This is a genomic window from Clostridium sp. DL1XJH146, assembly GCF_054819755.1.
This window is the reverse complement of record NZ_JBTVVN010000019.1, coordinates 57525-70663: the sequence shown is the minus strand read 5'-3', so window position 1 is coordinate 70663 and position 13139 is coordinate 57525. Positions and strand designations below refer to the sequence as shown.

Annotated in this window: 13 protein-coding genes; 2 read left to right on the top strand and 11 right to left on the bottom strand. The window is 27.8% G+C overall.

Features of this window, described 5'->3' with window-relative positions; all coding sequences use genetic code 11:
- Positions 1–103 precede the first annotated feature (103 nt).
- The 4 genes from ACVHXK_RS10815 to ACVHXK_RS10800 all read right to left on the bottom strand — a co-directional run bounded on the left by ACVHXK_RS10815 (position 104) and on the right by ACVHXK_RS10800 (position 3895).
- Entirely contained in the window at positions 104–1456 is a 1353-nt protein-coding gene (locus ACVHXK_RS10815; RefSeq protein WP_461206403.1) for a citrate/2-methylcitrate synthase, read from the bottom strand.
- A 369-nt stretch (positions 1457–1825) separates the two neighbouring features.
- Complete coding sequence (locus ACVHXK_RS10810) at positions 1826–2746, bottom strand: hypothetical protein (protein ID WP_461206402.1); 921 nt, start codon at positions 2744–2746, stop codon at positions 1826–1828.
- Between the two features lie 31 nt (positions 2747–2777).
- Entirely contained in the window at positions 2778–3527 is a 750-nt protein-coding gene (locus ACVHXK_RS10805; RefSeq protein WP_461206401.1) for an alpha/beta hydrolase, read from the bottom strand.
- Positions 3528–3715: 188 nt separating this feature from the next.
- The gene (locus ACVHXK_RS10800) at positions 3716–3895 is read right to left on the bottom strand and encodes a hypothetical protein (protein WP_461206400.1); all 180 of its coding nucleotides are present in this window, start codon (positions 3893–3895) and stop codon (positions 3716–3718) included.
- Between the two features lie 177 nt (positions 3896–4072).
- Here ACVHXK_RS10800 and ACVHXK_RS10795 point away from each other — a divergent pair, with 177 nt between their 5' ends.
- On the top strand, positions 4073–4774 hold the full coding sequence (locus ACVHXK_RS10795; RefSeq protein WP_461206399.1) for a CvpA family protein: 702 nt from the start codon (positions 4073–4075) through the stop codon (positions 4772–4774).
- Between the two features lie 99 nt (positions 4775–4873).
- Here ACVHXK_RS10795 and ACVHXK_RS10790 read toward each other — a convergent pair whose 3' ends face one another.
- Genes ACVHXK_RS10790 through ACVHXK_RS10775 form a run of 4 tightly spaced genes read right to left on the bottom strand, consistent with a single transcriptional unit; the run spans position 4874 to position 8026 of the window.
- Positions 4874–5134, bottom strand: coding sequence for an HPr family phosphocarrier protein (locus ACVHXK_RS10790; RefSeq protein ID WP_461206398.1), 261 nt, complete (start codon positions 5132–5134; stop codon positions 4874–4876).
- A 54-nt stretch (positions 5135–5188) separates the two neighbouring features.
- Complete coding sequence (locus ACVHXK_RS10785) at positions 5189–6235, bottom strand: CotS family spore coat protein (RefSeq protein ID WP_461206397.1); 1047 nt, start codon at positions 6233–6235, stop codon at positions 5189–5191.
- A gap of 17 nt (positions 6236–6252) precedes the next feature.
- Complete coding sequence (locus ACVHXK_RS10780) at positions 6253–6993, bottom strand: protein kinase family protein (RefSeq protein ID WP_461206396.1); 741 nt, start codon at positions 6991–6993, stop codon at positions 6253–6255.
- A gap of 16 nt (positions 6994–7009) precedes the next feature.
- Complete coding sequence (locus ACVHXK_RS10775) at positions 7010–8026, bottom strand: CotS family spore coat protein (RefSeq protein WP_461206395.1); 1017 nt, start codon at positions 8024–8026, stop codon at positions 7010–7012.
- A 133-nt stretch (positions 8027–8159) separates the two neighbouring features.
- On the opposite strand from ACVHXK_RS10775, the gene ACVHXK_RS10770 reads away from it, so the two are divergent.
- Complete coding sequence (locus tag ACVHXK_RS10770) at positions 8160–9290, top strand: glycosyltransferase family 4 protein (RefSeq protein WP_461206394.1); 1131 nt, start codon at positions 8160–8162, stop codon at positions 9288–9290.
- Positions 9291–9353: 63 nt separating this feature from the next.
- Here the strand turns inward: ACVHXK_RS10770 and ACVHXK_RS10765 are convergent, their stop codons facing one another.
- The 3 genes from ACVHXK_RS10765 to ACVHXK_RS10755 all read right to left on the bottom strand — a co-directional run bounded on the left by ACVHXK_RS10765 (position 9354) and on the right by ACVHXK_RS10755 (position 13029).
- Positions 9354–10385, bottom strand: coding sequence for a LacI family DNA-binding transcriptional regulator (locus ACVHXK_RS10765; RefSeq protein WP_461206393.1), 1032 nt, complete (start codon positions 10383–10385; stop codon positions 9354–9356).
- A 14-nt stretch (positions 10386–10399) separates the two neighbouring features.
- Positions 10400–11386, bottom strand: coding sequence for a UDP-glucose 4-epimerase GalE (gene galE / locus ACVHXK_RS10760; protein ID WP_461206392.1), 987 nt, complete (start codon positions 11384–11386; stop codon positions 10400–10402).
- Positions 11387–11646: 260 nt separating this feature from the next.
- On the bottom strand, positions 11647–13029 hold the full coding sequence (locus ACVHXK_RS10755; protein WP_461206391.1) for a radical SAM protein: 1383 nt from the start codon (positions 13027–13029) through the stop codon (positions 11647–11649).
- Between the last annotated feature and the right edge of the window lie 110 nt (positions 13030–13139).

Sequence of the window (13139 nt, the reverse complement as noted above, 5' to 3'; positions counted from 1 at the left end):
TGCATTGTGCATTGTGCATTGTGCATTGTGCATTGTGCATTGTGCATTGTGCATTGTGCATTGTGCATTGTGCATTACGCCTTGTGCATTGCTTTTAACCCTATTATCTCTTACTCATTTCCTCATATCCTATCTTTTCATCCACATTTTGATAAGCTGGTCTTATAATTTTAGGTTCACTCACTATTTGCTCAATTCTATGTGCACACCATCCTGCTACCCTAGCTGTTGCAAAAATAGGAGTATACAGTTCCTGTGGAATATTAAGCATATTATATACAAATCCAGAATATAAATCTACATTTGCACAAATATCTTTACCTGGCCTGATTTCTTTAATTATCTCTATTGTCAATTTTTCAATATTTTTATATAATTCAAATTCTTCTAATCTATCTTTTTCTACTGCAAGTTCATATGCCTTTTCCTTTAAAAGAACAGCTCTTGGATCTGAAAGTGTATAAATTGCATGCCCCATACCATAAATAAGTCCCTTTTTATCAAAGGCCTCTTTTCTTATTATTTTATATAAATAATCTTTTAATTTGGCTTTATTATTCCAATCATTAATATTTTCTTTAATATTATCAACCATTTTAATCACTTTTAAATTAGCTCCACCATGCTTTGGACCTTTTAATGAACCAACCGCTGCTGCTAATGCTGAATACGTATCAGTCCCTGTTGATGAAACGACATGAGTTGCAAATGCTGAGTTATTACCACCACCATGTTCACTGTGTACTACTAAACATAAATCTAGCAGCTCAGCTTCTTTTTCAGTAAATGAATTATCCGGTCTTATAAGATGAAGAATATTTTCAGCTGTATCTAATTCCTTTTCTGGAGAATGAATAACTAAACTTTTGCCATCATAATAATGGCCCTTTGCACTATATCCATATGCTATAAACAAAGGAAATTTAGCTAGCATTTTCATACTTTGAATCAGTAAATTTCTAACACCAACATCATCTGGATTTTCATCAAAAGAATACGATACTAAAATACTTCTCTGTAACTTATTCATAATATCTTTACTTGGAAACTTCAGAATCATATCTTCAACAAACCCATCAGGCAATACTCTGAAATCACTTAGAATATCTTTAAATTCACAAAGTTCATCTCTATTTGGTAACTTACCAAACAACAATAAATAACTAACCTCTTCAAAACCATGTCTTTTTTCTTTTTGAAATCCATTTACCAATTCATTAATTGTAATTCCTCTATAATCTAACTTTCCAGGTTGTGAAATTTTTTTATTATTTTCTGTTTTATATCCATGTACACTCCCTACTTTTGTAAGTCCAACCAATACCCCAGTTCCATTATTATTTCTAAGTCCTCTTTTCAAAGCATATTCATCATATAGACTAGTATCAATTCTATTATTCATTTCAACAATAGTCGCTAATTTATCAAATGCATCTAAATTAAATTTTTCAAACATAAAATCCCCCCTTTTATATCATATCCCTTAAAAAAGTAATATATAAAATTGTGCATATTAATGCACAATTTTATATATTACGCGTATTTTTACAATTTCGAAACCGTGTAATTTCATATATTGCAATTATTATTTTTTTACTATTTTCTGTAATCGGCTATTTCATTACTATAATATTAATTATACTCTATTTTAAACTAAATTCCAATAAGGAATTTTGAATTTACTTAAAGTTTAACTTTCATTTTTATTATTTTACTAATAATAATTATTCATCAATACTACAAAAAAATAATGATATCCAATTAAAAATAGGCCACTGAAAAAAACATACTTTTTCAGTGGCCTCATAAAATTTCAAATTTTTTTCTATTCTAAATAAAATGGTACTGCAAATATTTCTAGAAATTCTTTTAATGTTAAAGTATCTAATTTTCGCATCAATTCTTCTAAATTAATTTTATCCATTTGGAAATGTGCTGCTGTTTGATTATCCTTTAATGTTAAAATTATATGATTATGTAATGATGTAGTATCATCAATTATAGCATCAGGAATAATTTTAAAAATTGATGATGCCTTCACATCCCTTTGCCTTTCTTTAAATACAGGTGTTACACTAATTAACATCTGTAAATCACCAATATCAATTCCTAAATCCATTAAAACTGTATTCCACTGTTTTATAGATTTCACAATAGCTTTCTTTGTAGATACCTTATTGTCCATATCATTTTCTAAAATGCTCTTCATTATTTCGTTTGAATACTTTAAAACATCTGGACAATTATCAAGAATGATTTCATTATAGTTTTTGATTGATTCTGGATAAAATCTTATCATACTATTAACTAGCAAAATCTTTGTTATTTTATTATATGGATTATTATCTAAATTTAATATTTTTTCTACATTAGGGAGCATTCTTCTAATCTCTGGCTCTATACCTATCTTTTTTTGTTCTTCCATTATCCATTTACTAGATAAATATGTTTGAATTTGTTTGCCTATATTGCCTACAATATCAAATTGAAGAACTCTTATAAAGCTCGGAACATATTTTTGACTAAGAAGACCTAAAATTTCTAATGAAATAAAAAATTCTTCCTGTTCTTCTTCATAAATTATAACATTAAAATTTCCTTTTTCATCTACTTTTGTTTCTACCTTAATATCCTTAACCCCAACATCCTTATAAATATTTAATTCCAACGGTTCCACTTCTTTTCTTACTTTCCTAATCAAATCTTTAATTTTATCTCCTAAGTTGCTTTCATCTAACTTTATCATTTTTACCTCCATTGTAAAGTTTCTAGTTAACTTATTTATTACTATCGTTTGATATAAAATCTATAATTTTGTTATTTACTATTGTCTGTTGCTCTTCTCTAGATATTTCTGCTTCTCCATCTCCAGGCTGATGACCATACCATCCAAATTGCTCATGATTACCACCGACTATTTCATCAAATTGTGTATCCTCTGGTAAATTTTCTTTTGAATCATTAATTTTATCTACTGTTGCAAATCCATCATTAGTAGCATATAACGATAACACCTCTATATCAACTTCAGACAAATCGTTACTTGCAGCTGGATATGACGCAAGCAAGACTAAAGAATCAATTTTCTCATCTTCTGTATCATATATATATTTACATGCCATTGCCCCACCTAAGGAATGCCCTGATATAGTCCATAAAGTAATATTATCGTACTCCTCTATAATATCTTCTGCAATATCAGAATTAAAAATCGCTAATTTTAGTGGCATTTTGACAATAATTGTAGCTATACCCTTTTCTGCTAAATAGGTTGCTAATGGTGAGTATGCATCAGCATCAACTCTTGCGCCTGGGTAAATAATAAATCCTCTTTCAAAATTATATTCTTTTGGCCAAAATTCGTAACCAAAATCACTTTGCTTAGTAATTATGCTATCATCATTTGAATTAAATACAGCCATGGCTTGGTCCATTGCATTGAAAGGCAATTCAGCCCAAAGAACAAAAGCCATGCTTAAAACAATTATTAATCCTAGAAATGCAAAAGCTATTTTTTTCTTTTTCATAATATTCCCCCGTTAAATTCACATCTTTTTTTTCACTATAACTTACTCTGTAACTTAAATAATTATAGCATATATAGGTTAATTATATAAATAAAAAGACTCTATTTGCATAATTGCAAAATAGAATCTTTTCATTTTTGTTTATTTTAAACTATAGAGCTTATTTAAATTATCATTTAAATAAGTTATCACAATTCTTCTTTTTTAATTCCATAAAACTCAGCTAAAGTATTTCTCTCAACTGCTGTTAAACTAACTCTTCCCTTTTCTTTCTGTTCATATTCTTGCGCTGTAATGTCTAATAATTCACCAATCTCCGTTTGAGTGTTTCTATGTTCAATTCTTAAATCTATTAATTTTTCATTCATATCCATAACCTCCTTATACTTTACTTCGATTATATTTTATCCACTTTTTTTATATTTACTATGACTTTAATAACATGGTCTACATTTTTTTGTTATAATAAACATAAGTATCTAAGAATAAATAATTTATTCTTCCATAAATAAAAATATAAAAAGAATCAAGGAGGTTAGTATGAAATGAATAATGTTGATTTTGTAATCATTGCAATTGTAATTATTGCAGGTATAATCGGATACATTAAAGGGTTTTGGTTAAGTTTAATTTCATTAGCAAAATATTTAGTCGCAATGATAGGCACTAAGATATTTTCCCCTATTGTAACAGATTTTCTATGGAACTCATCATTTAAAGATACTATTAATAACTACATAATCGAGAGATTTCAAACTATGACTATAGATACATTAGGCATAGATCCTAGTAATTTAGAATTGTCAGGTGACCTTTTTTCAAATTCCGATTCTATAGGAGGATTTTTTTCTAACAGTATTGCATATATGCAAAATTTACTTAATAGTAACATTTTAAAAGTAGGACAATCTATATCTTCTGCTTTTACTGCATTAGTTATTTCATCTTTAGGAATATTAATTACTTTTTTAGGACTTTTACTTATTCTCACAATTGTTACATCGATAGTTAATAAATCTATAAAGAAATCAAAGAAATTTTCTTTTATAAATAATTCACTTGGATTTCTTTTTAATGCTTTTTCAAGTATCATTGTTATTGTGATTTTATTAATTGTCAGTGGTCCTATTATTTATTCTTCAAGTAACAGCGATATTTTTTCCCAGTCATTGATTTTGAATTTTTTCTATACCAGTAAGATTTATGCGTATCTAATTACTAATTTAATGAATGTCATAAAAATTTAAGCTGCTGATAATATCAGCAGCTTTTCGACTTACTTCATCATATTATCAAAAAAGAATAAAGACAATCACAAAATCTCTCATTTGCAATTGCCCAAGTAATTATTCTTGAAGATTAGCAATAAAATCTACAAGTTTTTCTACTGCTAATTGTTCGTCATCGCCTTCAGCTTTTATAGTAATAACTGCTCCTCTATTCAAACCAAGAGACAATACATTTAGCATGCTTTTACCATTAGCTGCCTTACCTTCTTTTACTAATGTTATATTACTCTTAAATTTCATTGCTTCAGAAATAAATAATGACGCTGGTCTAGCATGCAACCCTGTTTCGTTAACAATCTCTACTTGTTTTTCGTACATATTTCTTCCTCCTTAATGAACCGTATTATATAGACACATCTTATTATATAATATTTAGCCCAAAATTTCATTTGTTTTAATAAAATTTTTTTCAATATTATCTAAAAATTCACTCTTTAAATAATTTAACTCTATTTTATCATTAATTCTATTTACAAATGTTTCATAATCCCAATTCTTTTTCCTAGTATAGTAATTTTTAGCTAAGAAATATAAATCTTTTGGGAAATACATATATGCTAAAAGTATTTTTCTCTCTTCATCACTAAGTTTTTTATATTTCTCGTATGTTTTTATAATTAAGTTGAATTGTTCTATTTCGTATTTACAATTTTTTTCTACCTTAAGTATAAAGTTACACAAATCATGAACTCTCAAATCAATAATTGAATAATCAAAATCAATAAAATAAGCTTCTTCTCCCTCTATCAATATATTATGATTGGCCAAATCATGATGACAAAGAACTATAGTATCTTCTTTACTGCATACCTTATAGTAATTTGCTTTCTCTAAAATTCTAATGCTTTTCAATGCTTGTTTATTTAGCCTCTCATAGTTTTCCAAAAAAATCTTATCAAATTTCTTTTGTGGTTCAATACTTGCTAACTCTTTAAATAGTTTTAATTCTTCAATTTCTTGATTTAGTGACCTTATTGCCGTGCCACTTTTATTTCTATACCCATCGATATATTTAAATCCTTCTGATGCAGCATGTAATTTTGATATATATTCACTACATATTTCAATATCTATAGGATTATCATATTGACTTTCTCTTCCTTGTACCAAATCTATAACACAATAGTATTCCCCTTCCCAATTAAAATAGAACTCATTTTTTATAGTCTTATTAATCTTAAGTACATTATCAAAGCCTCTTTTCCTCACATAGCTTAGTCCTTGTGTAATAAAATCCATATCTTTTTCAGATATACTTAATTTCTTCAATATTTTATATCCTTTATCTGTGTCTAGAATAAATACTTTTCTAACAGGTATTATATCTTTAATTTCAAATTCAAAATTTTCAAAAATCTCAATATTTAAATCATATTTAACAAGATCTTCCATACTCTTTATCTTTACTTCATACAACATGTATATAGCCCCTTCCTTTAAAAACTGATTAATTCATTTTGAGTTCTTACAATAAATTTTCTCTCAATTTTTTCATAAGAGTTATCATATTCATTTCTGAAATATTTCAAAGTAGATTTTATTGAGTAATATGGAAATTTAAACAAATCAGTTATTAACCTTTCTCCATCTTCATCTATTCTTTTTATTTTACAATAATTCTGGATTAAACTATCCCAATCAAAAACTAATCCTTTACTCTTTAGTTTAATCAATAAATATAAAACATCATTTTCATATAGATTATAGCTACATTCATTAATATTATTTATACAAATTTGTTCATTTTTCCATATATTTTCAAACCAAGTATCTACTATGCATATTTCCTTGTTTTTATAGCTTCTTTTTAATGAATTCATAAAAGTTTTATAATTGTTTCTAGTAAAAGGTCTTTGCCCTAAATTTAAAATTTCCTCTCTACAATTATAAATTAAGTCTTCAAAATCATTTGATGGTCTCTCTTTAGTTAACTTAGCAGAATAATAAGAAAATAAATTAAATTTATTTTTAAACTCTCTAAATAAAACCCCTCTATTATCAGGGAGTTTTTCCTTAATCGAAGGACTATATCCTTTAAGTTTCCTATGAAATTCATCTATAATGTAAAGTTGATTAACTATCATATCATTATCTATTTTCTTATATTTAATCTTATTTTTATTATTTGATAAAACAATTCCGTTTTCACTCATATATGAACTCAATGTTTTTTTCATCGATACATCCTCCTAACTAAATAATTTGACATATTTTTTTATGCCCAAACTCATCAATAAATTTTTCTCTCTGCTCTATGTCATCAATATATTTAGTTAATTTATTAATAAAAAATTCTTCTCCCCAAGCTTTCTTTTCCCAATAATATTGAATACCCCGTTGCCAATATTCTTGCGGAAATTCCATAAAAGCTGCCATTATTTCTATATCTCCTTCATTAAAAGGATAAATGAAATTATACCAACTCATAATCTCAGCTACTTTTTTCATACTCCAATTACCACATTTCATATTTCTAATTAACAAACTTGAAACATCGTGTAGGTGAGTATCTAAAATACAATAATCAAAATCTATAAAATAAATTTCTCCATTTTCTTTAATTAACACGTTATGATTGGCCATATCATGATGACAGAACCCTTTTAGTTCAGATTCTTTTTTCATAGTTTTCATATAATCACTTTTCTTTAATTTATCAATTGACCTATTTGCCCTTTTGATTTCCTCTTCCATGATACTAAGATACAAATAATCAAATTCACTTTTATTTTCTTTTTCATAAATTCTTCTCTTAAAATCCAATATCTCTTTTTTCCTTGTTTCAAAGGTTTCAACCCATTTAAACCAATAAGTCCTTGGGTTAAAATTAGATTCAATTTCAAAGTTTCTACTTTTAATGTGAAGGTCAGCCAATTTTTGTGTAACAGCTTTTAATTCTTCATCATTATTATAATTTGACTGCCTTCCTTGAATCCATGGTATCAAATATGCATAAGAATCGTTTATTTTAATATATTGTTTATTATCTTTAGTTTTTATAAATTGTGAAATAAATTGAAAATCATTCTTTATTAGATGATTAATAGCTTCTAGTATAAATAGAAAATGCCCAAAATTATATTTAATAATTTTCAAACAATAACTTTTATTTTCATCCTTGATTTTAATTATATTTTTCCTTTCTTCAACTACCGTAGCATTAATATCATAATTGACCTCTACAGTTTTAATTATTTCTTCTATTTCCAATTATGTTCCTCCAATATATTAATCTATTTTATTATATGTAATTTAAAAATACTCTGTGATTATCTTAAACTATTCACACAATTCATTCTTTTATAGTATTTTATATATATAGGGTTAATTAGGAGAGTGTACTATGAAGATAGCAATTGATTCAAGAGGTATAAACTGGTATAGGGGGACAGGTATAGGTACTTATACCGATAATTTAGTTTCCAATCTCATTAATATTAGTGACCATAATTATAGGCTTTATTGGTCTGAAAAAAACTACAAAAATTTTAAAAAAAATAACGTAGATATAATATATACTTCAAAAAAACATAGTAGATTTTTTAATAATATTTATATTCCCTATGATTTGAAAAAATCAGATGTTGATATTTATCATATCCCCCAAAATGGGATAGGATTAGAAACAGAAGCACACAGCAGATATAATAAAATAATAACAATTCATGATTTAATACCTTATATTTTGCCTGAAACAGTCGGCGCAGGATACTTGAGGAAATTTCTTGAAGATGTTCCTTCAATAATATCTGCATCCGATGCTATTATTACAGTTTCAGAATGTTCAAAAAAAGATATCCTAAAATTTTTCCCTACTGCCAAAGGGAAAGTTTATGTTACTCCTTTAGCCGCCGATAAAATATATAAGCCCCTTAATAGAGAGAAATGTAAAAATTTTTTAAAAAACAAATATAAAATTGATAAAAATTTCATACTATACATTGGAGGCTTTAGCGAAAGAAAAAATGTGAGGGCATTAATTCATTCTTTCATAAAAGCCCAAAAATGGCTTAATGATGATTACTATTTAGTTTTAGGAGGCGCTAGGAAAGATATAGGAAATAGCCTATACCAAGAATTTGGTATAAAAAATAACAGAATACTATTTACAGGCTACCTTCCAACAAAGGAACTTCCAATTTTTTATAATGCTGCAGAATTATTTGCATACCCTTCACTTTATGAAGGTTTTGGTCTTCCACCACTTGAAGCTATGTGTTGTGGAACTCCTGTAATTACAAGCAATATTTCTTCTATTCCAGAGGTAGTAGGAGATGCAGGTTTTTTAATAAACCCATTTGATCATTATGAAATAGAAAAAAATATTATTAAAATTCTTAATAATATTGAGATCAAAGAAAAGCTGAGAGAAAATTCTCTAAAAAGAGCTTCTGAATTCAACTGGATTAAAACAGCTGAAAAAACATTAGAAATTTATGAAAAAGTCTATAATAACAAAAACAATGCACTCTAACAAAGGATAAAATCCTTTTAGTTAGAGTGCATCACCTATTGTTTCTTATTGTTAAAATCTATTTTATATTCTATAATCAAACATTGCTTCTCCACAGCTTTCTCTTTTAATAAAAGAGGTCTTAAGTTTTATATTATGATATTTTTCTAGGTTATTTTCAATTATTTTAAAAATTTCTTTAGCGGCTCTTTTCCCTATTTCTTCAATCTTCAAATCCACAGTTGATAGTTTTGGACTAGATATACTTGCAAGATATGTATTGTCGCATCCAACAATAGATATTTCTTCAGGAATATCTATATTCATCTCTTTACAAGCATTAACTACTCCTATAGCCATAATTTCATTACATGCAAAAATAGCAGTTGGTTTTCCTTCACTGAGTAAAATATTTTTGACCATTTCATTAACTTCATCTACTACATGAATACTGTTTCCTCCACCAACTCTTATTATTTTTTTATAGCTAAATTTATTCTTTTGAATTACATTTTGATATATATTTTCTTTAATATCATAAGAATAGCTACTTCCACCTCTAATAAATGCAATTCTCCTATGATTTAAGTTTACCAAATATTCAAAGGCTTTTTCAGTACCAATTTTTTCATCATAGGATAGAAATTTGCCCTTATATCCTTCTCCACAACCATTTACAATTAAAGTAGGGATTGTTTTAGAAATCTTTTCGTAATATCCTTCGTCCAAATTTTTAATTGCAGGATCAATTAGTAATATTGCATCCACTTGTCTCGAAATCATATTTTGAACTATTTTCTTTTCTTCCTTTGCATTCCCACCTGTATTACTTAATGAAATTGAATAACCTTGTTTCTTAAGGCTAATTTCAAATTCTTCAACAATAGTCGTGAAAAATAAATTTGTAATACCAGGAACTACTACTCCTATCATTGATGTTTTCTTAGTTATCAAGCTCCTAGCCATAGCATTAGGATTGTAATTAAGTTTTTCTATAGCTTTTTCTATAATTTCTCGAGTTTCTTTTTTTACAGGATAATTATTATTGAGAACTCTAGACACCGTTGTAATTGATACTCCTGCTTCTTTTGCTACATCATTTATTGTAACTGCCATAACTCTACACCTACTTAATTATCATATCCATCTGGATGATTTACATACCATTTCCATGCCGTTTCTATTATTGTCTCTACGTTATTATATTTAGGTTTCCACCCAAGCTCATTTTGTGCCTTTTCAGAAGATGCTATTAATATTGCAGGATCTCCTGCTCTTCTTTGTGCAATCTCTGCTTTAATTTCTTTTCCTGTAACTTTTCTTGTAACCTCTATTACTTCTTTAACAGAAAAACCTGTTCCATTTCCTAAATTAAAAGTTTTACTTTCACTACCTTCCCTTAATTTATTAAGTGCTAATAAGTGGGCAGAACCTAAGTCTGATACATGTATATAGTCCCTTATGCATGAACCATCCTTTGTATCATAATCATCTCCATATACAAATATCTTTTCTCTTTTACCTAATGCAACTTGAAGTATAATCGGTATCAAATGACTCTCTGGTCTATGGTCTTCACCTATTTTCCCACCTGTATGGGCACCTGCTGCATTAAAATATCTTAGTACAGTATATTTTATACCATAGGCATTATCACACCATTTTAGTACTTTTTCTACTGTTAATTTTGATTCTCCATATGGATTTGTAGGAAATGTCCTATCTTCTTCAAGTATTGGGGTATTTTCAGGTTCACCATAAGTTGCCGCAGTTGATGAAAATACAATTTTTTTCACATCATAATCATTCATAGCTTTAAGTAAACTTAAAGTAGAGCCTACATTATTTTCAAAGTACTTAATTGGATTTTCTACAGATTCACCAACTAATGAATCCGCTGCAAAATCAATAACAGCTTCTATATTATTCTCTGTAAAAACTTTATCTAAAATCTCTCTATCTCTCAAGTCACCTACATATAATTTACCACCAATAATAGCATCTTTATGACCCTTTTGCAGGTTATCAAGTATAACAACTTCTTCTCCATTTTCTAATAGTTCTGCCACCATGTGACTACCAATATAACCTGCACCACCACAAACTAAAATTGCCATTTAAAAACCTCCTATTATAGAAAACCTTTTCTATAATTCTAACAAAAAAACCAATTGAAATCAACTGCTTTCATTATTAAGTTATTATTTTTAATTTATAAATCAAACTAAAAAAAGAATTTCTTCCCTCAGCAGAAATTCTTTAAATAATTTATTTATCATTAATTAAATCAAAGAAATATTTTAGCTCCGCTAAAATATTTCCTCCTTAATTGTGCATTGTGCATTGTGCATTGTGCATTGTGCATTATAATTATCCCTTAGCCTTTTGAGAATTTATCATTTCCCTGTTCATTGAAAACTTCTTTCCACTCTTTATCTGCATATGGTTTCCATTCAGCAGCTACTCTATCTAAATTATCCATATAATCTTTTGAGCTAACCATGGCCTTTCCACCAATATCAGTTGCTTTAGCTCCAACTTTAGCTGTTACTTCTCTAACAACTTCAGGATTATCAATCATCATACAAGGTCTCAACATATTATCACTATATGGTTGTCTACTTCTTAATTCCTTAAAGAAAGGATCTTTAAATGCATCAATAAGTGGTCTACCTTTAAGATTAACTGTTGAATAATGAGCAAAAATACAAGGCTCTACATCTTCATTAACATTAACATGAGCAAAGTATTTACCCGCAATGCATCCTCCAACAAAAGGCGCATCATTAAAGAAATCAGCTGTAAAATATGGTTTTGTTTTTCTTATCTCTCTTGTTCTTTGTCCAAGGTACACTCTTTGTTCTGGAGTAAGCATCATATCAAAATCAGGATTTTCACATCCAACAGGCATAAGTAAAAAATACCAATTCATTTTTGACCCTTTCCCAATTATTTTATCCACAAATTCATCCGATAAAACAGAATCAATATTAGTTCTAGTCACTGCAGTAGAAACACCAAATAACACTCCTTTTTCTTTTAGTACATCCATTGCATTCATTACCTTTTGATATGTTCCTTTTCCTCTTCTAGCATCTGTTTCTTCTTCTTCTCCTTCAACTGAAAGCATCGGAATTACATTGCCAAGTTGTCTTAATCTATCCCCTGTTTCTTCATCTATCAAAGTTCCATTAGTAAATGGAGTAAACATCATATCATCATATTTGCCATAAACATCTAATAATTCTTTATAGAAAAATGGCTCTCCACCTAAAACTATTATCCAATATATGCCTAAGTCTCTAGCTTCTTTTACAATTCTTTCAAATTCTTCAATAGCCATTTTAGGTTGACTTAGCATATCAGTAGCATAGCAGCCTTTACATCTCAAATTACATTGCATTGATGGACTAACTAATAATACAAAAGGAACTTTTGTGTTTTCTTCTTCAAGCCATTTTTTTCTTATTGGTGTTGCATGCCAGTTTGCATTTGCTAAATAATTGGTGAAAAATTTTTTTAAACACTTTTTATCAGTAGTTTTTAATAAGTTTTGGACATATTCATAAGTTGCAGGCTGTGTTTTATAATACTCGTATACTTTTTCAATACCATTTAACTGTACAGGATCTTTTGTAAGCTTTTTAGCTATATTAACTATTTTATCAACATTCTCTTCAGGATTTTTTTGAATAATACCAACTACTTGATTAACTAGTGTTTGCTTAACATTTTTCCCGATACTATTTTTTATTTCCATATAGAACTCCCCCTAAAAATTTATATAACCTTTAAATGATTTCTATATTAATTATATTCTTTAATGACTAAAAGTCAATAATTTTCAATATTTATTTACAAACTATTAAT